A 26,608-nucleotide genomic window follows, 5' to 3' on the forward strand; every position below is an offset into this window, starting at 1 on the left:
TTCAAAATCCTTTCCTAATATAAAATCTTCTATATGTTTGATAGAGTTATACCAAAAGATATAAAATAAAACAAAGGGATGGTTTCTAAGTACTTGCGATACTAAAAACAAGATAACAAAATAGTTGGAGGTATATTGGAATGGATTTTGGTGAGGTTTTTAAAGATATTTCTGCGGGACTCTTGGTTACAGATGCAGATTTTAATGTGATTTGGGCCAATAAATTTGAGGAACAGTTCTACGGAAAACCCGTTGTGGGTTTGCGTGCTATAGACTGTCACAAGGAAGAAAATCGTCAAAAAATTGCCGGCTTTGTAGAGCGGTTTAAAACCGGGGAATTAAAATCCTTTACCAAAATAGCCTTTGGGATGGTCATTACTTATAGCAGCTATTTCAAGAATGGAGAGTTCGCCGGAATGATTCGAACAAGAATTTATTTGCCCAAGGGGGCGGAGGCACAGGAGACTGCTCATTATCCAGAGTGAAAATTAGAATTAGCGTATTATGTCGGACGTATCCTTGACAAATTGGAGACAAAGTGGCTGTTGCAATATTCATTATGCAACGGCCCCTAAAAGTATACTTTTTGATACATTAGTTAAGAATCATAGAATTTTATTCATCAGTCTCATCGGGCACATTTCTCCACACATTGTACAGCTATCTTCGTGAGTTGGAGATGATTCTCTCCGATAACGTTCAGCTTTTTCCCGATCAATCGCTAATTCAAACATAGTAGACCAATCCAGCGCTTGTCTTGCTTTACTCATTTTAAGGTCCCAATCAGCAGCACCTGGGATTCCTTTGGCAATATCTGCCGCATGGGCCGCTATTTTAGTAGCTATTATTCCTTCTTTCATATCTTCGAGGGATGGAAGGCGAAGATGTTCTGCCGGGGTTACATAACATAAGAAGTCCGCTCCCGATGCGGCAGCTATGGCACCGCCTATGGCACTGGTAATGTGATCATATCCCGGAGCGATATCTGTCACTACTGGGCCTAATACATAGAAAGGTGCGTTATGGCATAATTTCTTCTCTAATAACATATTGGCTTGGATTTCATTGAGAGGGATATGACCAGGACCTTCGATCATAACTTGAACGTTCTTTTCCCAAGCGCGCAAGGTTAATTCACCTAACACGATAAGTTCTTCAATCTGTGCAGGATCAGTAGCATCCGCAAGGGATCCCGGACGACAGCCATCCCCCAAGCTCAGGGTTACATCGTACTTGGCGCAAATATCCAACAGATCGTCAAAATACTCGTAAAATGGATTCTCGCGATCATTTAATTCCATCCAGGCGAACAAAAGCGAACCTCCACGTGAAACAATATTTGTGACGCGTTTATTTTTTTTAAAATGAGCCACTGTTTGACGGTTAAGTCCAGCGTGTATCGTCATAAAATCGACACCATCTTGGGCATGCTTTTCTACAACCGCTAGAAACTCTTCTACAGTGATATCTTCAAGTTTTTTATCCAAAAAACCAATTGCATCATACATAGGAACTGTACCGATCATTGCCGTTGACATGTTAATTAGACGCGAACGAAATTCAGCAGTTTTTCCATAGTTGCTCAAATCCATAATAGCTTCAGCCTTCATATTAATGGCTGTTTGTACCTTCTCCAGTTCTAGATTAATATTCGCACAATCTTTGGAAATTCCTAAGTTGACATTGATTTTCGTTTTAAGGCCTTGCCCAACGCCTTCAGGGCTTAAAGTTAAGTGATTAATATTTGCCGGAATGACCACAGTTCCTTGGGCAACACGTGCACATATATCCTCAGGGGACTGATTCTCTTTTTGAGCAACAATTCTCATTGCTTCGGTAATTTCGCCTCGTTTGGCCGCCGCCATTTGTGTTGTCATAGCTAATTCCCTCCTCATTATTTTTTGAATGAAATAACCTTAATACAATCCTTCCAGAGCAAGTGAGTGAACTCGTTCAGCTAAAGCTGAACATCGGGGCTTCAGATGGGGACTCTACCCCACCTGAAGTTAACGAGGGACCCATCCCCACTTATAGAAGTGGGGGCCTAAAACCGAATAAAAAAACAGCTTCCCCGTAGGTAAGCTGTCGTTTTGACTCAGGTAAACTATGCTTCAATTCAAGTCAATCTTAAACGATTTTGCTTTCCTACGCTGGTACTAGCCAGATCAGGTTCGAAGGGACAAGAGCAATAGCTCTATCTCAGCCGCATTTGGGCACCCCTAGCAATTAATTTCGATTTATTATACAACGTCATACTTAAGAAGTAAATGTAAATGCACAAGTAAATATTTTAACAATTTAGTTCAATGAAAAACGCCAAAGTACCATGTCACCCAAAAGAGCTATATCTACGCCAATTCAGAATATCCACGAAAGAGATAAATATTAATGATGACGGTATTCATAAGAACGTAATGCAAAAAAGATTCTGAACAGCGAAGATGCCACCATAATGCCGGCAGCTATGGCAACTGCAATACTTACCGTGTAAGAGCCATAATCGGCAAACTCTACAATCCTATTATTGATCGCATAGCTCATCGTATAGTATAAGGCCCGACCTGGAACTAGTGGAATAATAGCTGCTGTTAAAAAAGTAGTAGCTGGCGTTTTCTCGATGCGGGCACATAGCTCTGAGTAAAAGGTTACTATAATAGCCGATACAAAGTACTGCGTCATTTCGCTGCTTAGCCAGAGACCGCCCAGTAAGTATATCATCCATGCTAACATACCGCCTAAAGCAGCATACCATATTTTCCTTCCTTTAATATTGAACAGAATCGAAAAACCAAGTGAACCTATAAAAGCCAAAATGATCTGAAATGTAGGGATCATTTAAACATACCTCCAACAAAAACCGATACCAGACCGAATCCAAAAGAGATGGATAATGCTACAAGAATAGCTTCACAAAGACGCAGTAGTCCTGCTATCGTATCTCCGCTTATGATATCTCTTATTGAGTTTGTTAGAGCCAATCCCGGTATCAGCAGCATGATATTTCCAATTGCAATTTTATCGAAGCTATGGCCTATCCCGGTTCTAACGAGCAGAACTCCCAGCAAACCTACAATGAACGAACATAGTATATTTACGATAAAAACATTCTTATCCAATCTTTGAATAAAAGTGATCACTGATTTCAATATCATGCCGATAGCTGCAGAAACAACTGCATCATTCAAGTCGCCTCCATAGAAAACCGTGAATGTTCCAGCAATCACACCATATACCAAATATTGGACAGTTGGACCATATTTATGTCTACTCCCGATCTTTTCGATTTCATTGCTAATATATTCCGCCTCAGGTTTGTGAGCACAAATATAGTGGGAAAGATTATTAAGTCTGTCTAACTTATCCAAATCTGTTGCGTATTTTAAGATCCTCCTGGTTTGAGTGAGCGTATTTCCGTTTTTCGATTGCAGAGATACGACGATGCTAGACGTGATTGTAAATACATCCACCCGCTTAGCATCATATGCTTTGCAGATACGGCTGATGGAGTCCTCTACGCGATTTACTTCAGCACCGCTGACAAGCATTTGTTCTCCAATATCCATTATGTAACTTAGTAATTCTTTTGTAAGCATATGATTTAATGCCCTTTCAGTTATTCCAACAATCTAAAGACATACTTTTAGCTTAATGATTCACTTTGATTATAAAATTTCATTTGCATAATTATACATCGAATTTAATTTATTGGCATCGGAAGCACCCTAAAGTGACAAAAAAACCGGCCTTAGATTTTTCACTAAAGCCGCTGTTTACACTTTTAGTTAAGTGATGCGTTAATTAAATCAAGGGGCTTTTATCTCCTTTATAATAAATAACCAGTCGATGGAGTGCCCGTGTACAGGTAATGTACAGTAATTGTCTATCAAAATCACTCACATAGTTTTCTTTACTAACATCATAAGCGATCACAACATCAAATTCTAATCCCTTTGCCATATAAGTTGGAATGACCAATGGACCTTTTGTAACTTCCCCTCCTCGAGGTTTAATAAGTGTTAGTTGCACCGATTTTTTCAACCGACCAAACACCTTTTCTGCTTCCCCTTGAGTTTTACATATGACGGCTATAGATTCATACCCTTGCTCTGTAAACTTCGCTATATCCTCAACGATCGACCGATCCATCGCCTCTAATGTTTCTTGAGGGATAACCGTGGGTTCCTCACCATGACGTTCAATAGAAGCATAACCTTGTTGGGTGCCTTCACCTAGCAGAGCCTGTGCGAAGGTGTTGATTTCACAGGTCGACCTATACCCTTTATTTAAAGAAAGCTTAATCATCTTACCTTTATTGAGTATCTCCGATATATCGTCATATAGTAAACTGTCTGCTGTTTTTTCAATCGTCTGACGGATGTCTCCTAAGACAGTATAGGTTGCATTATTGTACAAAATCCTAAAAACCTCGTATTGCAAAGGCGTATAATCCTGCGCTTCATCAATGACCACATGTTTGATCCCGGAAACCACATCATTCCCTTCGATCTTTAACTTCAAATAAAGAAGTGGGGCATAATCTTCATAGTGCACTTGCCCCTTTTGTAGATTTTGCAGAGTTGTTAAAATAATTTCTTCAGTAGTTTCCGGAAGTGTTAGACCTCGCGCCAACTTGAGTAAAAGCCCATGGTTCTTGAACAGCAGCATGTACAAGTCTCTATAATCAACGATCGTGAATTTTCGAATTCGTTCCCGGAAAGCCACAGCTTGTCTGATGGCTAACAATCGGCTGAAGGACTTTATTTCAAACTCATGCCCTTCACTTTTTTCCACAATCTTTTCCAAGCGTTGGAGTCTCTTTTTCTGTAATGGGTGGACCTTTTTCAAGAGGAATGTCTCAATGATTTTAAGTTGTTTTGCCATCGGAATACCAATTTCATTGTGAAGAAAACGATTCTTTAGCTGCTGCCTCGTCGCTAGGATTGTTCCATTATAATAGACGTCCTCAAAGGGAATAAGCCGATGGGCGTAATACCATAATAGTCTATCAAGAATTTGCTTAAATACCCTCGAACCCTTGAAATCGATGCTTTGCCGCCGAACCTCACCACTCGTCTTCCCTCGGGAATGTATCAATGTTTCAAGCTGCATATCCCTTGTTTCTTCCCCAAATCTGCCTTGAAAAACTTCAGAGATTAAATCGTCAAAAACGCTTTGCTCCACGTTTTCTTCCCCCAGCTCAGGAAGAACACTCGAAATATAGTGACTAAAAACGGTGTTGGGAGATAATATGACAACTTCATTCGATCGCAGATTGGAATTGAGACCCTCATAAAGGAGAAAGGCTATCCTATGCAGTGCAATTGATGTTTTGCCACTACCTGCTGTACCTTGTACAATTAAGAGCTCGTGATCCCTATCTCTTATAATAATGTCTTGTTCCTTTTGAATTGTTTCGATAATATTTTTCATTTTGGCTGAGGTATTCTGGCTTAGCACTTCCTGCAGTATTTCGTCTGTAATCCTGACACTGCAATCGAAAAAGTATTTTAGCTTTGAATTCCAAATTTTATATTGCCTTTTCAGAGAAACATCCCCCCGGCTAATCCCCGCCGGAGTGTCATACATTACTTCACCTAGTTCGTACCTATAAAATATACTTGAAATGGGTGCGCGCCAATCATAAACGTAGACTCGACCCGTATTCCTATCCATTAAATTGTAAAGTCCAATGTATATATTTTCTTTTTCACTACAACCTTTTTCTATAAAATCAAACCGACCAAAGTAAGGTGAATTTATCATTTTCTTGAGGTTTTTGATACGTTGCGGATTGTAACTAGAGATATAATTATTAATTTGCATAGAATGCAGGTTTATATCGACAAGACTTTCAAAGTCACTCGAAGCATGAATGGTATTTTCGTACATATCTTTTCTGGCGGCAATTAAATCACTCTTTTTTTCTTCTAAATTCTTCGCTTCTTTTTCCACTTCTTCCTCGATAAAAGCCAATGCCTTCCTAAGATACTCAATCTCCTCTTGATAATTTTCTTGGTAACTGTCCATCGGATCACGCTCCTTTAATAAGAATCTTGAAGAAACCACTTGACATTCCTAAGGTATTTGTGATATACTATAATTAGTTATATAATATTTTGGCTATTTATGCCTATTTTTAATTATATAATAAATACACCTTTAAGTATAGTAAAAAGTAAAAATTATAAAAACAAAATGCGTTGGCGTGAGAACTGCTATATTCTCATGCCAGCGCATTATATATTTTAGTCATATTATAGGCCCATAACAAACTTACAGTGAACTCGTTCAGTTAAAGCTGAACATCGGGGCTTAAAAACTGGATAAACCCTAAACTATACTTTTGTGATGCAGTAGATTATTTATTGAAATAATGACCTTGTTCCAAATCTGCAATTAAGCCTGGATGCACCGGGTTCCATCCCAATATCTCTTTTGTTTGTGGAGAGTTTCCCGGCTTTACACTTGGAATATCAAGTGCGGCCAATGCACCAAGAAACCCGAAGTGAGCATTGGCTTCCTCACGTGAGATGCTTACCACCGGAACGTTTAAGTGTTTTCCGATAGTACTGGCAATTTCACGAAAAGGAATTCCTGCTTCGCCTCTTCCTGTAAAATATGAACCAGCCGGTGCTTTTTCAATCGCCAGACGAAAAAGCTTAGCAGCATCAAGTCTATGAATAGCCGGCCATCGATTAGCTCCATCTTCAACATAGGCAGATATTCCTTTTGAGCGTGCAATACTGATAAGTTGTGGAATAAATCCATGCCTATCCGCATCACTATGCACGGAGGGTGCAAGACTAATGACAGCGGAGCGAACCCCTCTCTCAGCTAAAGCTAATGTAGCCTTATCCGAAGCATCCCCATTGGCATGAGCAGTGGTCATAAAAGGTTTTCCAGTATCTACAAGGGTTTCACCTATTGCGTTAATTACATTTAAATCAATAGCAAGGGATCCTGCAAAATCTGAAAAATCATGTCGGAAAGCCATATGAATAACACCTTCTGCCATGGAGGCTCCTTTACAAAGATATTCCGTATCTTCCAGTGTCCCCTTCAGTGCTTCCGCTCCAACATTTTCTAATTTTTTGGCACCCTCTTCCGAACGTGTTAAACCAATCACTTTATGTCCAGCCTGAATCAGTTCTTGTACAACCGCCGAACCGATATAACCTGTTGCTCCAGTGACAAAAATACGCATAATAAAATCCTCCTAATAAATTAAATAGTAACATTACCTTATACGGAATTGGAAGAATGTATACAATCTTCGCTGTCTAATTGAGACTAAACATATTCGTAAATTTTGTCGGATCAACCTGTAATAAATCCATATTAACTCCCCTCATTGATTACAAGTTTAATGTTTTAATATTTGTAACCTTAAAACGAATTATATCATTATGAGTAGATAATTACAATACAATAAATATGTAACTTGTAATAAATTTATATTTATCCTGTTTTTTTAAGGAAGCCCCGCTGTTCAGCTTTAGCTGAACGAGTTCACTTTCAAGTTTAATGACTATTATATTTGATGACTGCAGCGGTGAAAGAACGTGTTATAAATGTTCGCTGCTTTCAGCTTGACCATGCTTTTGCAAAAAATGCGAAAAGTCCCGGCATACAATAACGCCCTCAACAATTCCTATTTGGAACGTCAAGGGCTTAAAAGTTTACTTTATCGTATTTGGAGTTTTGTAAGAGGAGAAGGTTGATCGGCCTCACCTACTCGATTCAGTTTTTGGGATTTTTAAGTCCTCTTATTAGAAGATTTACCACAGATTCTATGTTTTGTTTTCGCTCAGGATCTGCGAATGAGTTTGGGTGGATAAAAACACTGGTTGCAAGATATACGGATCTTGCCGCTTGATAAGGAAATTCTATGAAAAATATACCTTCTGTAATTCCTTGTTCTATAACCTCCTTGATTTGATTAATTCCGTCTTCTATACCCTTTTCAATTACTTGCATTGAGTTTTGAGCCAGTTTAATGTAATTGGCAAACATTTCTGGATCATTAATGGCACTGCGACGTTTAGCTTCCGCAAAGTCTTCCAGTAAATGAAAAAGCTTAATATCAGCAGGACTATCTTCTTTTAAAATACTTTTTGAAGGAGCATGCAAATTTGCAAGCCAGCGTTCTGTAACAGCATTCCAAAGGGCAGCTTTACCATTATAATATCTATAAATGGCAGCATGACTGACTTTTAATAATTTTGCCACGTCTGTGATATTCGCTTTATCTGGTCCAAAACGGCGAATGACCTCTTCAGTGGCATTGAGAATTATTTCTTTATCTAATGAGATCTTATCCAATGTCATCACCGATTTCTCTTTTAATAGTAAGTATGATCATATCACGATTGGTTTTATGTTTCAAGTTACAATAATCGTAATTTTGTCCAAAGCAGAATTTTTTATGTCCCTGCTTCGGGAAAACATTATCCACAGATTTACCAATAACTATTTGTAAGTCTTCAATTGAGTTTATAGTTAAGAACTTTATATTCCCACGTTTCCTAGTCTACATTGCCAGTAAATATGATAACCGGCTTTTAAGCAAATACTCAATAAGCCGGTTAAAGAAATTCAATTAAATTATATGATACTGTTTACGGTAATCTATCAAGTCCTCGATCGTTACCACAGGTACATTATTTTTTTCAGCGAAGGCCACGATTTCTGGTAAGCGAGCCATAGTTCCGTCTGGATTTGTAAGTTCACATAATACGCCACAGGGTTTCAAACCTGCTAAACGCATTAAATCGATGTTAGCTTCTGTATGACCCGGCCGTTCTAAGACACCACCAGGACATGCTCTTAAAGGAAAAACATGACCGGGGCGATGAAGATCTTGAGGTTTTGCCTCTTCTGCCGTAGCGGCTTTGACAGTAGTAACTCGGTCAGCCGCAGAAACACCTGTTGTAACTCCATTTGCTGCTTCAATCGATACGGTAAAAGCAGTTTGAAATCTGCTTGTATTGTTTTCCACCATCATAGGCAACGACAACTCGTTTACCTTTTCATCCGTCAAACATAAACATACGATTCCACTACATTCCTGAATAAGCATTGCCATCTGTGCTACTGTTAAAAATTGAGCCGAGAACATTAGATCTCCTTCATTTTCCCGATGTTCATCATCAGTAACTAATACCCCCTGCCCGTTCCTCAAAGAGTCTAACGCTTTTTCCACCCTTTCAAACGAGCTTCCAAATGTAGATAAATAGGATTGATTCATGGTAAATCCCCCTTTAAATATTGACTTACCAGAATCAGGGCGAACCAACAGACAGCCTCCCTAATATTAGATCGCTTGAATTAAAAAATTTGGCACACCTGTATATCTCTTTCATCCGGACTATTACCGTCGGCCCTGGCCTCTCACCAGATCTGCTGACCTTCTTAAAATTAAGAAGCGCTCGCGGGCTCCCCAGAAACTGGGATACCGCCGGTGGGGAATTTCACCCCGCCCTGAGACTAAGTCAATTTATTATAACAATTCTATCAGCTATTGTGAACTGTAAGCGATGGAAAATACCTTAAGATCGGCGGCATATCGTACAATGCAGCATTCCTTAAGTTTCGTCCGTCGTAGAGCTTCGTGTTTGAAATTCCACCATTCTAGTTAATTGAGGTCCACCATTCGAGAGTGATGGACGCGTTATGCAAGCTCTTTCCTTGCTTCCTCTAAATGCCTCCGCATAAGGCTCTGCGCTTTTCCTGAATCATGACGCGAAATCGCCTCATAAATCGCAACATGCTCCCGAACAGTACGAAGTCCACCTACATCATGACTAAAACGAAGCGGCCCAGTCCTTTTAATTAACTCAAAAATATGTACAACCAATGTTTGAAGAAGCCGATTCATAAGAGTGTTCTGAGAAGCTTGAGCAACCATATAATGAAATCGCATATCCGCCTTAGCATAAGCATCTAAGTCATGATGTTCTCTTTGCATATCCTTAAGTGCATGCGCAATCCAACGCAAGCTTTCCTCACTCGCCCGCTCTGCAGCTAAGCGAGCACATTCTGCCTCGAGGGTAATACGTATTTCCCACAGTTCATCAAGGCGGGTTGGTTCGACAGATAAGGCTAAAGCTAAGGGGTTAATCACATAGTCCAGCTGAACATCCCGAATAAACGTTCCGCCCCCCGGTTTAATTTCTACCAAGCCTAAAAGTTCCATAGTTCGTAAAGCCTCGCGCAGTGTTGTGCGGCTTACGCCCAATTCTGCAGCCATCTCCCGTTCTCCCATCAAACGATCGCCGGGACTCAACTTTCCTTCGATAATTAGATTATTAATTTGTTTTAGTACCTCTTGATACGTCCGGCGCGGCTTAACCTTTTCAAATTGCATGAAGATCCTCCATAACACCAGGAATTTTTATTTCCATCTCGCTTTCATTCTCCCAATACTTTTAAGCATATTTTATTTCTAAACCTGAATACTGACCGGACATAGTTCATTGCATTTCCGGCAATCTCCACAATCTGTAGTTTCTGTTGTATGCACCCCCTCTAAAAAGACTGTCAGAACGTTCACCCTTTTACCCGTATAACGATAACCCCTTTCCAGTCCTTCCGTCAGATATTTGGGACAATTAACCAAACAGCTTCCACAGTGTAAACATTTCAGCAAATCCCCCTCCCCGCCTTCTGCTGCTGCCAAACGACCATTATCAATTAAAATGACATAGACTTCTTTAGGGCCATGCATACCTTGGACCATTTTAAATTCGATATCAGCTGTCCGACTGGGACCATTGATAAAGGAGATATAACGAAGCATATCTTTTCCTAACCCATAAATACTCATTGTCCGACAAACTGTTAAAGCATCCTCAAGGGTTGGAACGATCTTATCCATACCGGCAAGCACTATATGGTTATAGGGAAGATTTGAGGTGAATCTGACGTTCCCTTCACTTTCTAAAAGGGTAATCGTTCCATTTTGTTCCACGATTGCCTCAGCACCTGTGATTCCATATTCCAAATTGGCTACAGTGCGTTTGATTTCATCTTTTACTTGAGCAACCATTGCTTGGTCAGTTATCTCTTTATTCAACGTTGCAATCCAGGGATGAACATCAATTTCCGTACCGGCTAATCGTTCTCCGAGGTCAGTATTCTTGACCTCCACACCGTTTGCTTTTAGGAAATCTCTCAAACCGATCTCCGCAAAAATTGGATTCTTACTTATGGCGACCTGCTTATTACCAGCAAGAATTTTTAAAACCTGTTGTTGGGCGTTTGCTGAATCAGCCGCAACAATAACATGGCATCCTTTATTTCCCAAAGATGAAATTGCCTTCTCTACATGTTCTTTAAGCTTCTTGGCAACCTCTGATTTAATTTCATTAACTTGAGAGGCAAGCCTGGGATATTTTTGAATAAGACTTTTTCGATTGGAGTCAATGTTATTTAAAATTCTTTGAGCCTTTACTGTTGTTTTTGCCTCACTCATCTTTACGGCCTCCTTCCATAAGCTTGACTTAATAACTGTACCGTATGGAGCACTTTTTGCTTCATGTTGTTCTGGGATATTCCATCCCGAAAATGCACCATACATCCCGGACAACTGGTAGCCAATATCGTTGCTTGAGTATCAGCAATAGTCCGTAGTTTTCCTTCATTGATGCGATGTGAAAGTTCGTAGAAACTTAAACTAAATGACCCGCCAAAACCACAACAAGTATCAGCATCTTTCATTTCCGCATAGTCCAAACCCGGAATTTGCTGCAATAAATTGCGTGGTTCTTCTTTCACGCCCATACTCCGTGCCAGATGACAGGGATCATGATAGGTTACTTTTTCACTTACTTTTTTATCTGGAGCTTTTAATTGAATATCGTGAAAGAGAAATTCGTTAATATCTCGGACACTCTCAGCAAGTTTTTTCACTTTCTGCTGAATCTCCGGCGCATCCTCAGCAAAAAGCTTAGGGTACTCTTCTTTAAAGGCCACCGCACAGCTTGGACAAACGAAAACCAAAGCATCCATCTCAAATTTGCTGTACATTTCAATGTTTTTAATGGCCATCGCTTTGGCATGAGCCATATCCCCGCTGACAATACTGGGAATTCCGCAGCACACATCTTCTTGAGCGAGCTTAACGGCTACATTGTTTTCTGCCATAACATGTAAAAGCGCCTCTCCCAAATCCGTCTCGGAATAATTAACCACACACCCGGGAAAAAAGCCTACCGTTTTAAGGGGATGAGCAATCGTTTTGGGTTTAGCCTTCGTCAAAAAGGACTTTCCTGTCAATTTGGGAATAACTCGTTCTTTAGGCATGCCTAAGGAACTCAAGGGTAAACGAGAACTCATTCCCTGACCCGAATCCTTTAAAACAAATTTGCCAAAAGTCGCGGCAAGCTTAGTAACCGTGGGAAGGGATTTCGATTTCGTTAACATGGAGAAAATAGCTTCTTTTTTCCAACCCACCCCTTCTTTCTCAACTGCAGTTTCACGCAGCTTCCACAACATCTCCGGCGTAGGCATTTGCACAGGACAAGCCGTCTTACACTTTTGACAGCCAATACAAAGGGATAGACCGTTTTTCTCTGATTTTTCTAAGTCTCCGTGAAAAGCCGCAAAAACCAAGCCACGTCCTCCAAGGTACTTATATCCATACCGGCTGCCCACCTCTGCATAGACAGGACAAAAGTTCAGACAACTACCACAGTTAATACAGTAAAGTGACTCTTTATAACCCGCTCGAATCGCTTCCTGACGTCCGTTTTTTAATAATACAACATGAACTTCTTTAGGTCCTTGTCCGTGTGCTTGCTGATCTAAATCAGGATCAAGGGATTCACTCACCCCGGAAATTACCGAGACGTAGGTTCCGATATCTTGTCCGACACCATAGACTGCAGCAGCTCGGACAACCTGCATAGCATCCTCCAAGGTAGGAACAATTTTCTCAACGCCGGCAATCACAATATGAGTTTTAGGCATCATCGTTACAGCGCGAATATTCCCTTCATTTTCCGTCAGAAAAATACTGCCAGTATCAGCGGCAATCGCATTAGCTCCAGAGACTCCTATATCAGCATTAATCAAATAATTGCGAAGACGTTGGCGAGCTGCTACAACCAAAGCTTCGGGAGTACACTCCAGCTTAGTTCCTGCTTCTTCGGAAAAGACTTCAGTAACTCGCTCAATAGGAATATGAATCGCGGGTGCTAAGGAATGACTTGCCTCACTCTTGGCGAGCTGGTTAATCCGATCCCCAAGATCTGTCTCGATGACAGTAGCTCCTTGATCTTCAAGGTAGTGTGAAATATTAATTTCCTTACCGGCATTAGATTTTGATTTGACGATCAATCCTTTAGGGGGAATCAGACCGGCGATATAATTCTGGGCTTCCTCAGTTGTCTGAGCAACAAAGACGTTACATCCTTTTCCTTCCAAAGACCTTTGAGCCTGGACAATGACTTCCTCTAAATGATCAATACTGTATGTTTTGATTTCCCGCAAACGATTAGAAAGTTCCGGATAATCCGGCACCATCTTTAACATGGCTGGCCGAATCGCTTCAAAAGCCCGAAATCGGCCTTTTCGCGACTCTAAATCCTGAAGCCCTTCTGTAACCTTATTTTTTATAATCTTGTAAGTATCTTGTCCCACAAAATCTCCTCCTCAGTGGTTTAGTGGTTGGACCAATTGAGTAAAACAAAAAACCTCCAAAAGGTCTTTTATGATACACATCATTTATTAATTTATTGTTCTATATAATTATACACCAATTTTTAAATGATTAAAGTAAATTTTGGAACCTTCTTTTTACCTTTTCAAACAAGAAAAAGCCACACCTCCCTTTGTTAGAACGTGTGGCTTGATTAGCTGAACTATGGCGTAGCGGAAACCCGAAGATTCGCTACGCCTTTAATATTGCGATTTTAGAAGAAGAGCCGATTACGATAACCTACATTTCCAGCGTAACCGCCGTAACCCTGACCAGGATCTACGACAACGTTAGTTGACATGGGCTGATAGATGTGTTGAGGAACATTTACAACATTATAGCGGTTTACGTTTACGACTGGATGAATAACTGGAACCACCCGTGGGGTGTAATAATTGCGCACGCAGTATTGCGGGGGGCAACAAATCGGACTTCCTACACAACCATACATTCAAAAATCACCTCCTAGCAGTTAATATATTATATGCTCAAATGTCGATACTGTCATATATTTCCAGACGTTTAGGTTTGACCCTTAGTAAAAATTTAGCACAACTATCACAAACCATTTGATACCGTATATTACGTCTCATATTTTATTCACGCCTGATCATTGGAATGCAAGGTGCTCTTACAAGAAGTGGGGGTCTTAAAAACTGGATAAACAGACCTACAAGTTTTGCAGGTCTGTCGTGTTTAAAAAGTATAAGACTATCCTAAAATTCTAGCCTTTACCACCACGGAACGGTTCTTGAACATATTGACGGACAGGATAATATACGGGATAAGGGACTAGATGAACATATCCATATCCCGTACCATAGGGATCATATCCGGGATGCAGTCCCACTCCATAACCTTGCAAATGTCCGTATCCGCCATAATTGAATCCATTATAACCTGGCCTCAAACCAACACCATAACTAAATAAATGTCCGTATCCTGAGCCATACAATGGCATTTCACACATAATTCTTTCCTCCTTGAAAGTTATTTCCGGTATTTTCCATTACTATATTATGGCTTTTTAATTTAATGAGAAACTTGCCCTCGTCTATTATTGCAAAATATCCCTCATCTTTACCTCAGCTTTAAACACAAACTCTATCTCAACCATTGACTGAACCTTGACTTTCACTCCACCGCACAGTGCCACGATCTTGATCGTCAGCTGCGGGATGGAATACACGGGCGTATTCTTCAAAGACATTTGGAAAATCATATCAAGTTGCAACCTATTCTTATTGATTTTGATAGTTCTTAAACTTTAATATTGTTTTACTAATAATAAACGATGCAATATAGGGAAAACATCCCGCCATAACAACAAAGTGTGCCAATTGATAGGATGGTCTGCTCTAAATATCATATGTGTTGCCACTCAATCACCCTTGATGCACTCAGTACACCTGCCCACAAGAATAAGCTTATTCCCACACGCACTAAAAAGAGCCCCGTCACTTTAAGATAAATTGGCGGGGCTCTTTCAATTAAGTTTTTAATTATTGAGCTGTGGCTGTTGAAGTACTAACGCTACTTCCTCCCAAGTCCACCTGTACTTTTTGAGCATCTGTTATGAGCTGATTTCTAGCACTAATTTGATTGTTTAAATCCGTGATTACTGTTTGGAGATCTGCTGTTATATTTGTTTCATTTTTAGCTTGACGATCAATATCAAGCTGAATTTTATCCTTTTGTAAGGTAAGCCTATCAGTTAGTGCCGCTGTGTGGTCATTTACCATTGTAATTAGATCATTTTTCGCAGCGAGCAGTGCAGTATAATTCTTTTGTGTCCAATCCGATTGACGCTGTGTCTTAATGCTCTGCCTAAAATTCTTCAGCTGAGCGGCTAATCCATTGTCCGTTTGACGGAGTGTCTTAATTTGGGTCCAATATTGAGAGTTTGGGTTTGTAGCAGCGGTTCCTGTTGTAGCCGCCATTGCCGGCAAAGTGGTCAATAGACAAGAACCAATTACCAGTGTGGAGGTCAATAAAACTTTTACTTTATACATTGAAGATCATCCTTTCAGTTTCAATTTGGTTGGTATGTTTTATTACAAACATAGTCTAACAATCAAAACTGAGAGTTTCCTGAGAACCAAGCAGGACTTTAGTACTTTTTTCTGGTATAAAACAAAGACGCATCAATAGAAAAAGCACCAGTTTAAACGATGCTTAATCTGCCCTAAATAGCCGAAAAGCAAACGCCATGAAAGGCATCTGCAATTTCACGCCTCTTAGTCCCACGTATTTGCACTTGCCAAGTACGGAGACAGGGAATCTAATTAATAGCTAATCAGAGCCGCCATTAAAACCCCTGCAGCCAAACTTAAACAAAACGAAAAGATCCCGACGCCCACATTCCCATTCGGTATTTCTTTCCGAATCGTAATCCCCGGAGTCAATAATTCAAATAGATAATAAATTCCAACGAGAAAAACGATCCCAGTTAAAGCCCATACCACCAAATCCCACAGACTAACTGCATGATAGATCGCTGAGGCCAGCAAAAACGAAATACCGAGTATCTTACCCCCTAAATCGAAAGCGACGGCTTTGGCTGATGCTACCTTTAACGGATTCTCCAAAGCATCACCATCAAACATAATTTTAAATTCCTGATAAGGCGTAGTTAAAGTGAATAAAAAGATAGCAAATGCCATCAATGGTAAAGTGACTCCCAAGTACTTAAGGAAATTAATTAATAGCATACAATATTCCCTCTCTTTTACTCCTTATTTCTTATATCCCGACGGCAAAAAGCAAGATAGATTTCCTGTGATTCGCTCCCCGATTCTTGCACTGATCGCTGAAGCCTTTCCTCCGACGAGAAAAGATCCCCAGAGCAACCGCCCCTTATAAGGGCCATTTACTGTGATGCTTTCCACTTCCTCCAGCTCCACGAACTTCTGATAGATCATCGGTTGCTCCCAATACATTTCATCCCTGTCTTTCTCTAGTACGCTGCCATCTGCTTGAAAAATGCTGACAGCTCCTCCTTCTCTTCCAAAAATGGGTTTAGCCACAAAGGGTTCTTTCCCCAAAAAAGAATTTTCCAGATAAGTCGGGAGCATATAGCGTTCAATAATTTCTTGCTCAACCTCCGTATAGAACCTTTTTGCCTCATGCAAACCCCATATTAAAGCCTGCACTGCCTTAGTCTGGGCAATGAATGCTGCAGGGGGATTGATAATCGCCAATTTTCTTCGTGCGATTAGATCGAGAACATGGGCTCCTGTGGGATACCCGTCCTCATCCTTCTCTTCAGCCAATTTTTCCAGCGCATGAAGCCGATACCAAACATCAATTTTCTGATACTCTCCCTCGATAAGCGCACAGAGTTCATCCTCAATCACTCTGAGATTTTCCAGTGGGACAAATCGACCAGGCAAGCCCGACCTTTTCAATAAGTACTCGACTGTTCCCTTATCCTCTTCATGCCAATCCAAGGCGCTAAAAACGATGGTTTCTATTGGGTAGCCTAACCCTTGATAGCGTTCAACAATCCCCTGAAAGGCAACTGCGAGGGCCTGCTCCATCCCTAAATTAGGGTTGCCTGCACCAAAAAACTCACACGCTTTACCATTTGTGTAAAATGCTTCAACCACACTTGTGGGGGTATCCGCATTAAATTCCAGCATTTTAATCCCCTGTGCGGTAGACGCAAAATCAAAGCGACCGATCGTCGTCGGAATTTCTGGCAAGATCGGGAGCCGAATCGCCTGAAACGTTTCTGTGGGGAGTCCCAACATTTCAAGCAAGCTTTCTGGACTTTGCTGAACCATCACTACAGTTTTTGCATAGATCTTCCCAAGTTCTTCCGTTGCCAAAGCAATTTCCTGGCGAAACTCCTCGTTAATATAGTGGATTCCAGCTAAGCCATATTCATTTCCATCGATCCAGTCCCAGGAGAAAACCTCGCGAATGGACCCGTAAAACTTTTCACGAATCTCTGGGTATTGGCACCTCTGCACGGTTTAACTTTCCCCTTTCAATCTTAATCCTATTTTAATTGACACCTAGCTGGCACTGGCACCGCTGCTGCTTCCAATCCCACCATGACTACCACTTGAAATCCCGCTCTTTAAACTAGAAGAAGAGGAACCGGAACTTGTCGAACCCGATTTCCCCCATGGGGATATACCAGCAATTCCTGCACCTTGCGATTGTGTACTTGAAGAACTCCCCGATGAGCCGAACGCAGGGGTCTTCACGTTCCCGGACGTTCCTGAGGATACTCCCGAATTTACTCCTGAGAAATACCCAGAAGATCGTCTGTTAAAATACCCAAAGGGACCGAATGGGCCAAACGGTCCAAAGAACCCCGAGAAAAGCCCTCCATGGGAATCGTTATCAACAATAACCGTTCCTCCTCCATTTGTTGCACCACCGGTAATGCCCTGCTGTTCTTGTTGGTCCTCAGATATTTCCTTTATTCCATAGCCCACAATACCAACTACGAGAGCCGTTGACAAGAAAATCCCGACCATACGTTGTGTCCTGGTCACCTTATCCCTTCTTTCTAGTACTATGTAGTCTTTTGAGCTTAACCCTTATACTTTACGCCTTAACCGGAATTGACTTCTTTAAATATAGGCTAAAGACTTGCCGATCCTCATCGATTTCAAAGGAAGTCTTTTCCCATTCACTCTCTTGAAAGTTTATATATTGGCTAACCGCATACATGAGTAAATCCTGCATATTCCCAAGTTCCAGAGTCTTAAGAAGGGGGTAATGCTCTGCCTCCTCCAGAAACTCCCGAAGCTCTAACAAAATATATCCCATCCCCGAAATTTGTCCTGGAGTAAAGGAATTCGGTTTTTCTTCCACTTTTTTTACATAGATCACTTGCAAATAGTCTTCCTTAGCAGATGAAGTGAGCTCATAAACTGTAAATTCCTTTACGAAGTAATCACATAAACAGCGCGCAATCACCTCTTCTTTTGGTATGTTTTCATACCCAAAAAGTGCTGGAAAACCCATTTCTTCATCCAGCAATCGGTACTCTAACTGAGCCATTCTCGATTCTCCTTCTACTTTCATTTTTGGTATTTAACTCTTTAATTTCCTATTCGCTTAAAAAAAGGAATAATCCTGCTCACAAAAAATCCCAATTGTCAAAGCAATCCGAGGACCTTATCATCGGGTCATAAGATAAACTCGATTTTCCCGAATTCCACCGGTAGCCAAACATATGCCGCTAGAATGCAATCTCGCCGTCAATCACCTCAGCGGTCCACACGAAATAGCCTACAAGCTTAACTTGTAGGCTACCGAAAGACCCCTTCTACGTATAAGAACCCCTTCCTTAAGTTTTTGAACTTACAGAAACATAGCTCAAAGTAACAATTTTCCTTAAAGCATTATACTTTCTTTACACAGTTCAAACCTTAATGCATTTGTCCCTCTGTATAATTGTTTCCACATAAAACTGACTCGTCATGTGGGTGAGTCTTATCTTCAGGTTGAATTGTGACGTGTCCAATTCCCAGATGTACTAATTTATGTTCTACCGCCCTAAGAAGGTTCTGCATTTCTCCAATGGTCGTTTTAGTATCCACTACCGTATGGCAGGATAAAGCAATTCTACCGTCCGTAATCGTCCATACGTGTAAATCGTGAACCTGTTGAATGCCATTTACCGAAAGAATTGTATCAATTACTTTTTTTATTTCAATTCCAGCAGGGGTTCCCTCCATCAAGATATTCACGGTTTGTTTTATAATTTTCCATGCTCCAAAGGCGATTAGTAAAGCAATCAGAACGCTTAGTATTGGGTCAATGATATACCATTTCGTAAAGGCTATTATTATTCCGCCCACGATAACCCCAGCTGATGCAGCAGCATCGCCCAGCATATGGAGGACTGCGCTTTTTACGTTGATATTTTCGTCATGACGCATCCCTAGTCCAAGGTACAAATTCATTGCTAAGCCCACACCAGCACTAATAAACATCCAAGTCGGCGTAACAAGTTCAAGGGAACGAAAGCGGCCAAACGCCTCCCAAAATATCCAAAGAGTTATCAAAATCAGTGTGACAGCGTTGATAAATGCCGCTAAAACACCTGCACGATAATACCCGAAAGTCATACCCTCGTCCGAAGGCTTCTTAGATTGCTTAATGGCATACCATGACAGTCCAATAGCTGCGATATCTGTAAGTACATGCCCGGCATCAGATAATAACGCTAAACTGTGGGAAATCAATCCGCCTGTAACTTCAACGATTAAAATGACAAGCGTTAGGAAAAACGCTAGTTTCATACTGCCTTCCGGCGCATGGGAATGAAACAATCCATGCTCGTGTTCATGCTCATCTTCGTGTTCGTGTTTATGGCTATCGTTTCTCATAATAATCATCCTCCCATTCTAGCGACGTGGGACCCAAAGCATAATCGATACGCCCACTAAGCAAATTACCGTGCCTATCCAATCCCAACGGTCGAGCACTTTTTTATCTATAAGCCACCCCCATAAAACAGCTAAAAATATGAATACCCCTCCATAAGCAGCATAAACTCTGCCAAAATTCAAAAATTTTTGTAAAGTGGGGATGATACCATAAATGACAAGTATGATTCCTCCAAGAATACCAAACCAGAATGGCTTTGATTCCCGAAGCTAAATTAGAAAGTCTCCATATTTATTTTTTTAAGAGTATCAAGGAATTGCCTTATTTCATCTTCGCTTAAAACTGAAACCATTTGTTCCGTTAATTGCATGTGGTAGTTATGGTGTTCCTCAAAAGCTTTCTTACCTTTTTCTGTTAGAGCAATTAAGTTAACTCTTCTATCTTCCCGTGTTGATTCACGTTTTGCGAAATCTTTCTTTTCAAGCCTATCGACTGTTACCGTCGTAGTTCCCGTCGTAACTCCCAGTTTTTGCGCTAGAGCTTTCATTTTAATTTTTTCGTGTTCTCCCAATACCTCTAAAGCATGGGCTTCTGAAATTGTTAAATCACTGGCACGTACGATTGAATTTTCCCAAGACGAGAACCCGTTAAAGAAAAATAAGAGTTCATTAGTTAATTCTTCAATCATAAGTCATCCCCCAAGTTTACTAGTAGATTCTTATTATTTGATATTCAAGATATAATATACTAAAAATATCTATTCCAAACAATAGTTTTTGCATTAAGTTGATAAAATTGTTCAAAAGTAAAACCGACAGAATCAATTTCTTCTGTCGGTTTCTGGCACAACTAAAGTTAGCATTAGGATTAGTACTTTATTTGTCTTATTCTTTTAAGATCACAAATAACCCAACAGCTGCCACCAAGCCCATGCCTGCTCCAAAATAGAATGGCGCTGAAGCCCCCAGAAAATCCCACAAGAATCCGGCGAACAGTGAAGCCGGTAATAGAGCCAAGCCAACTAAAGTAGCATGTAACCCAATGACAGTACCTCGTAAATGGCTAGGAGCAATGTCTGCCAATAAAGCTTTTTCCACTCCTTCTGTAAAGGCAATATAAAATCCATAAACAATAAACAACGGCCAAAGAGTGTTAATATGAGTCACTAACGCAAACCCTAAATAAACCAAAGCGTAAATGAAGTATCCCGCTACCAGAATGCGTCTGCGTCCTATGCGATCGGATAATCTGCCCATTGGATAAGATAAGATTCCATAACTTATGTTGTATGCCAGGTATAGAAGGATGACGAACGGTGCGGATGCACCAAGTTTACTAGCTCTTAGCAACAGGAATTGATTGGATGAATTCCCCAGGTTAAAGATAAAGGCTAAGATCAAAAAGGCTTTCAGTCTTGTATCGAGTGCAGACCATGACAGGGTTAATTTCTTCTTGCCGGCGCTTATTTCACGAGGCTGCCGCACAAAAAATAGGGCCAGCACACCCAGAAAAGCCGGAATCATAGAAAACAAGAAAATTCGTTCAAAGTTGTTTATGTTTCCGATCAAAAGAAAATAGGCAATGACAACGCCTAGGGCCGCCCCGAAGGTATCCATCGCCCTATGTAAGCCGAAGGCATGACCACGAGCTTCTGCTTTAGAAGATTCGGCAATGAGTGCATCACGCGGAGCAGTCCGGATACCTTTACCTAATCGATCGATGACTCGCGATATAAGCACTCCACCCCAGGAGCCGGCAAATATAAGAACAACTTTTCCCAGAAACGAGCTTCCATATCCCGCAATGGCTAATTCCTTTTTCTTTTTAGTTTTGTCTCCCCAATAACCTGAGAATACTTTTAACAAACTTGCAATACTCTCAGCTATACCTTCAATAACTCCAACAATTGCCGGACTGGCGCCAAGTGTAACCGTCAGAAAAATTGGTATCAACGGGTAAACCATCTCTGAACTAACATCCGTTAAGAAGCTAACAATACCTAAGACCACTATGTTAAACATGATATTCACACTCCACATGAAGGCAAACTCCAAGGTGCATAATTTTGCCCTCTAAATATGTAATACCTATTACATATTAAACTCTTGTAATATGTGTTACAACATTTTTGGTGCAATTATTTCTGATGGCCAACTTATCCAAAGAACTTTCCTGAACCTGTTTAGGAAATACACCATGGACTGCTGTGCCTAGGTGTATTAGGTTCTGGAACTCATGAACCGGTGGTTAACGCATTGGTCATGGAGGACGAAAAAGAAGGAAAGAACGCAAAATCTCAAGCAGTAACAGGAAAACGTACAAAAAATGTTGTTTTACCAGAGCAACTTTTAAAATCAATTTTCGCTTTATGTCGATCAGCAATATTATAACAAGTGACTAATCCTAATCCAGTACCATTTTCTTTGGTCGTAAAAAACGGTGTTCCCAGTTTTTCAGAAGTTTCTCCACTGATACCAGACCCTTCATCTTCAACAGAAAATACAACCTGCTGGTCCGCAATGTATGTGCTTAATTTAAGCGTTCCACCGGCTCGCATTGCCTCGAATCCATTGCGACTTAAATTGAGAATTAATTGTGAAATCTCTTTGGAGTTTAGGAGAATATCCGGTGTGACCCCCGCTTCAAGCTTGATTTTCTTATTTTGACTGTATGCGTCGGCTTCCAGCAATGGATACAAATTCCGTAGTATGTCATTAATGTTTTGGTAATGGCTCTCCATAGGGCTATTTCTAACAAATGACAAGAACTCCGTAATAATCGAGTTTGCACGATCAAGTTCTTCAACCATAAGGTCAAGCGTTGTTCTAAGAGCTTGAAACTCCATTTTTTCTCCTAACAATTGGAGATATCCGCGTACCGTTGTCATTGGATTCCTGATTTCGTGGGCTATACCCGCGGCCATTTGTCCCACAATATTCAGGCGCTCAAGGCGCGACATTTCTGAATGCAACCGCGATAATTCTTGCTCGGCCTCTTTACGTTCTGTAACATCATAAAAAGTCCTAATCACCAACTTAGAGCCATCGATATCACAAAACGGCTGGAACGTGACCTCATAAACTCTATTGCTGCGAATTATTTCCTCACTATGCAACGGCAATTCATTGTTAAATGCCTTTTCAATTGAACAGTTTTCACAAGATCTCCTTTTATCGCCCACCTCATAACAGAATTTTCCTTCGCAATTCCCATATTTCATAATATAATTACGATTTGCAAATCGTATTTTATAATCTTCATCGATAACAATCATAAAGCCTGGAAGACTTTCTAGTAAGGCATGTAAACGCTTTTGCTCTTCGATGAGTGCCTCTTGGCTTCTTATCTGTTCATCAAATGCCCTTTTCAGAAGATGACCAATAACACCTCCACATATCATATAGGTTAAAATGACAATGGTCCACGAATATATAAATGAGTAGTTATGTCTGGACAGCCACCGATCAAACACAAAAAGAATTACTCCTAGGATCAATCCGAAGGTTATGAATAAGTGTATAAACATTTTCTTATTGTTCATGCATTCACCCTATTTCTATTAAGTCGATTTCCATAAGTATCCTTATTTTAGAACTATTTCTACATCTAACATCATAACCCTTCACAAACTGCGAATTTCTATAGGCTTTTAATGCAAAATATTTCTCCTCGAACCATATATGTTACTAGCTTCAAAGATTCCTTAATTGACTAAGAAATTGAAGATATAACAGGTGTCAATTTCATACATACTACACATAAAAACGACAACCAACAAAAAAGGACCGAAATCGAAATTCAGTCCTTTTACTTAATTTTATCCAGTTTTTAAGACCCCCACTTCTTGTAAGTGGGGGTGGGGGTGGGGGTGGCTCGGCAATAATGTCCACTGGACATTATTGTATCTAAAACCCCGATGTTCAGCTTTAGCTGAACGAGTTCACTCGTTGCTATTATACTTCATTTAAGTGTTATTGTTTACATAGTTATACTTTAAATCTCCCAACCAATTCACTTAACTTCTCTGCCAATTGCGCCTGAGACTGAGCATTTAAATTCACTTGCTCCATGAAGTAGTTGTCTGCACTATACTAGCAGAAATCTCTTCTGAGCTGGAAGCAGATTCTTGGGCCGTTGCTGTCACATTTTGAATTGCCTGGCTTATACGTAAAAATCCAGGGCAACACGCCCTGGATTAATTATTTTCATTCATTCTAGGCAGCTTCCTTATAACTCAAGGTTAACTTTTTAGGCTCAGAGTGAAGTTTCTTTTGCTTTATATCTAATTGTCCCTTTAATAAGACAATTTTACTGTCGGTAACCTTTGGTTGATCTGCTAATAACATGTACTTTTTAGTTATGAAAATAAATCTTTCATCAGAGTTTTTTATCAAATACAGCTTCCCATATTCTTCATCTTCAATAAAATAGTTCTTACCTAAGCTAATATTGCTCATGATCCACATTGCAATTAAGTACATCGCTATGGTAAGCAATAAGCCCATTACAAAGGTAAAACCATAAGCATAAATATTTTCCATTCTCGAATCTCTCCCTAAATAAAGAACCAATGAAATACCAAATACAAGAATCATAACTCTTACAAAATCAACAAAACGCTTTTTTCCTCCATTCAGGATTATACTATCAATCGTTTCAAAGCTGGAAATTAGAATAATTGCTTCTACACTAAAAGTACAAAGGCCAGTTATTGTTGAATAGTAAATTAATTGACCCATTACCACCCCTCCTTTATTTTATAAAGAGAAATTGCCAAATAGGTTATTAAATTAACTTCCTCCTCTAAAACCAAATGCCTTAAATTATTCATAACTTAGGTCCCATCCAAATAGGACTTGAGTACTACTAACATTATACAATGAAACAGGATAATATCCATTATTTTGACAATATCTTAATATTCTATCTATATAACTACAAATAATTCATTGGCTATACCACAATTTCAACCACAAATAACAATAGCACCCAGCATTCTAATCTAGAACACTCAGTGTCATACTTATTATGTACTACGCATTTAAATCATGACGGCTTCTTGAACTTGACGAGGGTGGCAATGGTGCTAAAACAATACAGTTTCTTCCTCGTCTCTTCCCTTCATATAATGCACAGTCAGCTTTCTTTATTATATCTTCAACCTTCCCATAATTATCATTAACGCTTGTTACCCCAAATGTCATTGTAATTTTAACTTTATACCCGTTATACTCGATAATTTGTTCCTCAAGAATTTTCCGCATTCGATCTGCGAGTTTGCATGCGCCCTCGCTTGCTGTTTCCGGAAGTAAGATCAGAAATTCTTCCCCGCCCCACCTAGATACAACATCTCGTTCCCGCACAGCATCCTGTAGGCTTTTGGATACAACTTTTAGTACGTAATCCCCACAATCATGTCCAAAGGTGTCATTTATCTTCTTAAAATAATCAATATCTCCAATAATGATTGAAAAACTATTTTTTCGTCCATTATTTCTTATTAACTCTTCTTCAAGCTTTTTCATAATACATCTTCGGTTATATAATCCAGTTAAAGTGTCAGTATTTGAAACCCACTCTAGCTTCTCCATACTATATTTTAATGATATTATTTGAGAAGCTGAAGATATCCCCGCAAAAACAAGTACATATCCCCAAATGATAAATGTTAAAAGCAATAATATAGCATATATAGAACTTGTATTTTGAAATTGTAAAAATGACGTTGTCTTTAACAGCAGAAATGCAATAACTAGATATAAAGACATAAAATTTAGAATCCTGTCAGAAACTGTGCTAAGTATTTTTTTGTAGTACTTACTTAGTGAAAAGCATGTTACTAGTAATAATATAATCTGGATACAATTAGTAAACACATATATTAAGTATTTATTATATTTAATATTAAAAATAACGGAAAATAGTTCTCCAAATGTATTTAAAAAGTAAAATGTAATGCGATAGAATATCCAAATGCTAAGCAAGGTAAATATTTTTTTCGAGGTGGATTCACTAAATATTAACTCAAAATAAGCTATGTAAAAAAAACCAATAAAAGCTAATATGTATTCAACAGCTATTTGGTTTTTAATATTTTTTTCAACTAAAATTCCTGTAGCAAAGGTAAATAATGTAATCAGAACGAAAACAACTACAGAATATTTGATTGTTTTCGTTCGGTTAAGCAAGGTATGTGCGGTTAAAATGCTCAAAAAGCAGACAATAAATAAATATAATGTGTACACAATGAATAATCTTCCTTTCCAAAATAACCTTGGAGATCATAATTAGTTATTATGACTTAATAAGTTTTCTTATTGTTTAAGCCTAAAATCCATAATGATTAAGGAAAAAGAGCAGACTTGGTTATCAAGGCTGCTCTCATACAGATGCATATCAAGCAACCAGGCTATCATGTTCCAACTAAGGAATTTAGACCCTATGGCTTTGCGTCCCGCTCTTTCAAACGGTTTGCCCATATTGTTAGGAAATTAGTCCTATGAAAACAGTACTAATTTCTTATAATATACGGCTAATTAGCCTCTTTTTCAACAA

The 26,608-nt window shown here is 39.7% G+C and carries 23 protein-coding genes, 1 pseudogene and 3 riboswitches; of the genes and pseudogenes, 1 reads left to right on the forward strand and 23 read right to left on the reverse strand.

Annotated elements, in window-relative coordinates; genetic code table 11:
• Positions 1-140 precede the first annotated feature (140 nt).
• The gene (locus B5771_RS23520) at positions 141-485 is read left to right on the forward strand and encodes a hypothetical protein (RefSeq protein WP_088189681.1); all 345 of its coding nucleotides are present in this window, start codon (positions 141-143) and stop codon (positions 483-485) included.
• A gap of 120 nt (positions 486-605) precedes the next feature.
• Here the strand turns inward: B5771_RS23520 and thiC are convergent, their stop codons facing one another.
• From thiC to B5771_RS23640, 23 genes and pseudogenes are all read right to left on the reverse strand, one after another.
• A complete protein-coding gene (thiC, locus tag B5771_RS23525) occupies positions 606-1,895 on the reverse strand; it encodes a phosphomethylpyrimidine synthase ThiC (protein WP_088189682.1) in 1,290 nt (429 codons plus the stop codon).
• A 230-nt stretch (positions 1,896-2,125) separates the two neighbouring features.
• Positions 2,126-2,231: riboswitch (TPP riboswitch) on the reverse strand.
• Positions 2,232-2,385: 154 nt separating this feature from the next.
• Positions 2,386-2,835 carry a threonine/serine exporter family protein gene (locus B5771_RS23530; protein WP_088189683.1) on the reverse strand — a complete coding sequence of 150 codons (450 nt, stop codon included), beginning with the start codon at positions 2,833-2,835 and terminating at the stop codon, positions 2,386-2,388.
• Positions 2,832-3,545: a threonine/serine exporter family protein gene (locus B5771_RS23535; RefSeq protein ID WP_242966951.1), complete on the reverse strand. Its 714-nt coding sequence runs from the start codon at positions 3,543-3,545 to the stop codon at positions 2,832-2,834. The genes B5771_RS23530 and B5771_RS23535 overlap by 4 nt, the downstream gene beginning before the upstream one ends.
• A 253-nt stretch (positions 3,546-3,798) precedes the next feature.
• Positions 3,799-6,027, reverse strand: coding sequence for a UvrD-helicase domain-containing protein (locus B5771_RS23540; RefSeq protein WP_088189685.1), 2,229 nt, complete (start codon positions 6,025-6,027; stop codon positions 3,799-3,801).
• Positions 6,028-6,358: 331 nt separating this feature from the next.
• Complete coding sequence (locus B5771_RS23545; RefSeq protein ID WP_088189686.1) at positions 6,359-7,204, reverse strand: SDR family oxidoreductase; 846 nt, start codon at positions 7,202-7,204, stop codon at positions 6,359-6,361.
• A 536-nt stretch (positions 7,205-7,740) separates the two neighbouring features.
• On the reverse strand, positions 7,741-8,328 hold the full coding sequence (locus B5771_RS23550) for a TetR family transcriptional regulator (RefSeq protein WP_088189687.1): 588 nt from the start codon (positions 8,326-8,328) through the stop codon (positions 7,741-7,743).
• A 271-nt stretch (positions 8,329-8,599) separates the two neighbouring features.
• Positions 8,600-9,247 (reverse strand): 3,4-dihydroxy-2-butanone-4-phosphate synthase, encoded by a 648-nt coding sequence (ribB, locus tag B5771_RS23555; RefSeq protein ID WP_088189688.1) that lies wholly within the window; start codon positions 9,245-9,247, stop codon positions 8,600-8,602.
• 99 nt (positions 9,248-9,346) lie between these two features.
• Positions 9,347-9,492: riboswitch (FMN riboswitch) on the reverse strand.
• A gap of 178 nt (positions 9,493-9,670) precedes the next feature.
• Positions 9,671-10,366, reverse strand: coding sequence for a FadR/GntR family transcriptional regulator (locus tag B5771_RS23560; protein ID WP_088189689.1), 696 nt, complete (start codon positions 10,364-10,366; stop codon positions 9,671-9,673).
• A 78-nt stretch (positions 10,367-10,444) separates the two neighbouring features.
• A complete protein-coding gene (locus B5771_RS23565; protein WP_088189690.1) occupies positions 10,445-11,473 on the reverse strand; it encodes an LUD domain-containing protein in 1,029 nt (342 codons plus the stop codon).
• Between the two features lie 2 nt (positions 11,474-11,475).
• Positions 11,476-13,641 (reverse strand): LUD domain-containing protein, encoded by a 2,166-nt coding sequence (locus tag B5771_RS23570; protein ID WP_088189691.1) that lies wholly within the window; start codon positions 13,639-13,641, stop codon positions 11,476-11,478.
• 782 nt (positions 13,642-14,423) lie between these two features.
• Entirely contained in the window at positions 14,424-14,669 is a 246-nt protein-coding gene (locus B5771_RS23580; RefSeq protein ID WP_088189693.1) for a hypothetical protein, read from the reverse strand.
• Between the two features lie 532 nt (positions 14,670-15,201).
• A complete protein-coding gene (locus tag B5771_RS23585; protein ID WP_088189694.1) occupies positions 15,202-15,711 on the reverse strand; it encodes a hypothetical protein in 510 nt (169 codons plus the stop codon).
• 273 nt (positions 15,712-15,984) lie between these two features.
• Positions 15,985-16,410, reverse strand: a complete 426-nt coding sequence (locus B5771_RS23590; protein ID WP_088189695.1) for a DUF350 domain-containing protein — start codon at positions 16,408-16,410, stop codon at positions 15,985-15,987.
• Between the two features lie 24 nt (positions 16,411-16,434).
• A complete protein-coding gene (locus tag B5771_RS23595; RefSeq protein WP_088189696.1) occupies positions 16,435-17,673 on the reverse strand; it encodes a glutathionylspermidine synthase family protein in 1,239 nt (412 codons plus the stop codon).
• Between the two features lie 45 nt (positions 17,674-17,718).
• Positions 17,719-18,207, reverse strand: coding sequence for a hypothetical protein (locus B5771_RS23600; protein ID WP_088189697.1), 489 nt, complete (start codon positions 18,205-18,207; stop codon positions 17,719-17,721).
• A gap of 52 nt (positions 18,208-18,259) precedes the next feature.
• Positions 18,260-18,718 carry a hypothetical protein gene (locus B5771_RS23605; RefSeq protein ID WP_088189698.1) on the reverse strand — a complete coding sequence of 153 codons (459 nt, stop codon included), beginning with the start codon at positions 18,716-18,718 and terminating at the stop codon, positions 18,260-18,262.
• A 371-nt stretch (positions 18,719-19,089) separates the two neighbouring features.
• Positions 19,090-20,052 (reverse strand): cation diffusion facilitator family transporter, encoded by a 963-nt coding sequence (locus tag B5771_RS23610; protein ID WP_140417783.1) that lies wholly within the window; start codon positions 20,050-20,052, stop codon positions 19,090-19,092.
• A gap of 18 nt (positions 20,053-20,070) precedes the next feature.
• Positions 20,071-20,340, reverse strand: a pseudogene (locus tag B5771_RS23615) (YnfA family protein); the annotation flags it as partial.
• On the reverse strand, positions 20,328-20,741 hold the full coding sequence (locus B5771_RS23620) for a MarR family transcriptional regulator (RefSeq protein ID WP_088189699.1): 414 nt from the start codon (positions 20,739-20,741) through the stop codon (positions 20,328-20,330). The gene B5771_RS23620 and the pseudogene B5771_RS23615, both read right to left, overlap by 13 nt.
• Positions 20,742-20,937: 196 nt before the next feature.
• Positions 20,938-22,074: an MFS transporter gene (locus B5771_RS23625; protein WP_088189741.1), complete on the reverse strand. Its 1,137-nt coding sequence runs from the start codon at positions 22,072-22,074 to the stop codon at positions 20,938-20,940.
• 275 nt (positions 22,075-22,349) lie between these two features.
• The gene (locus B5771_RS23630) at positions 22,350-23,525 is read right to left on the reverse strand and encodes an ATP-binding protein (RefSeq protein ID WP_242966952.1); all 1,176 of its coding nucleotides are present in this window, start codon (positions 23,523-23,525) and stop codon (positions 22,350-22,352) included.
• Between the two features lie 742 nt (positions 23,526-24,267).
• Positions 24,268-24,792: a hypothetical protein gene (locus tag B5771_RS23635; protein ID WP_088189701.1), complete on the reverse strand. Its 525-nt coding sequence runs from the start codon at positions 24,790-24,792 to the stop codon at positions 24,268-24,270.
• 294 nt (positions 24,793-25,086) lie between these two features.
• Complete coding sequence (locus B5771_RS23640) at positions 25,087-26,298, reverse strand: GGDEF domain-containing protein (protein ID WP_088189702.1); 1,212 nt, start codon at positions 26,296-26,298, stop codon at positions 25,087-25,089.
• 151 nt (positions 26,299-26,449) lie between these two features.
• A riboswitch (cyclic di-GMP riboswitch) is annotated at positions 26,450-26,539 on the reverse strand.
• Positions 26,540-26,608 lie beyond the last annotated feature (69 nt).

The sequence above is a fragment of the Desulfosporosinus sp. FKA genome (assembly GCF_002196785.1).
Lineage (GTDB): Bacteria > Bacillota > Desulfitobacteriia > Desulfitobacteriales > Desulfitobacteriaceae > Desulfosporosinus > Desulfosporosinus acididurans.

Excerpts from the sequence above, each read along its gene's own strand:
- B5771_RS23520 (WP_088189681.1), top strand. The coding sequence starts at position 141 with ATGGATTTTGGTGAGGTTTTTAAAGATATTTCTGCGGGACTCTTGGTT.
- thiC (WP_088189682.1), bottom strand. The coding sequence starts at position 1,895 with ATGAGGAGGGAATTAGCTATGACAACACAAATGGCGGCGGCCAAACGA.
- B5771_RS23530 (WP_088189683.1), bottom strand. The coding sequence starts at position 2,835 with ATGATCCCTACATTTCAGATCATTTTGGCTTTTATAGGTTCACTTGGT.
- B5771_RS23535 (WP_242966951.1), bottom strand. The coding sequence starts at position 3,545 with ATGCTTGTCAGCGGTGCTGAAGTAAATCGCGTAGAGGACTCCATCAGC.
- B5771_RS23540 (WP_088189685.1), bottom strand. The coding sequence starts at position 6,027 with ATGGACAGTTACCAAGAAAATTATCAAGAGGAGATTGAGTATCTTAGG.
- B5771_RS23545 (WP_088189686.1), bottom strand. The coding sequence starts at position 7,204 with ATGCGTATTTTTGTCACTGGAGCAACAGGTTATATCGGTTCGGCGGTT.
- B5771_RS23550 (WP_088189687.1), bottom strand. The coding sequence starts at position 8,328 with ATGACATTGGATAAGATCTCATTAGATAAAGAAATAATTCTCAATGCC.
- ribB (WP_088189688.1), bottom strand. The coding sequence starts at position 9,247 with ATGAATCAATCCTATTTATCTACATTTGGAAGCTCGTTTGAAAGGGTG.
- B5771_RS23560 (WP_088189689.1), bottom strand. The coding sequence starts at position 10,366 with ATGCAATTTGAAAAGGTTAAGCCGCGCCGGACGTATCAAGAGGTACTA.
- B5771_RS23565 (WP_088189690.1), bottom strand. The coding sequence starts at position 11,473 with ATGAGTGAGGCAAAAACAACAGTAAAGGCTCAAAGAATTTTAAATAAC.
- B5771_RS23580 (WP_088189693.1), bottom strand. The coding sequence starts at position 14,669 with ATGTGTGAAATGCCATTGTATGGCTCAGGATACGGACATTTATTTAGT.
- B5771_RS23585 (WP_088189694.1), bottom strand. The coding sequence starts at position 15,711 with ATGTATAAAGTAAAAGTTTTATTGACCTCCACACTGGTAATTGGTTCT.
- B5771_RS23590 (WP_088189695.1), bottom strand. The coding sequence starts at position 16,410 with ATGCTATTAATTAATTTCCTTAAGTACTTGGGAGTCACTTTACCATTG.
- B5771_RS23605 (WP_088189698.1), bottom strand. The coding sequence starts at position 18,718 with ATGGCTCAGTTAGAGTACCGATTGCTGGATGAAGAAATGGGTTTTCCA.
- B5771_RS23610 (WP_140417783.1), bottom strand. The coding sequence starts at position 20,052 with ATGAGAAACGATAGCCATAAACACGAACACGAAGATGAGCATGAACAC.
- B5771_RS23620 (WP_088189699.1), bottom strand. The coding sequence starts at position 20,741 with ATGATTGAAGAATTAACTAATGAACTCTTATTTTTCTTTAACGGGTTC.
- B5771_RS23625 (WP_088189741.1), bottom strand. The coding sequence starts at position 22,074 with ATGTTTAACATAGTGGTCTTAGGTATTGTTAGCTTCTTAACGGATGTT.
- B5771_RS23635 (WP_088189701.1), bottom strand. The coding sequence starts at position 24,792 with ATGGGTCAATTAATTTACTATTCAACAATAACTGGCCTTTGTACTTTT.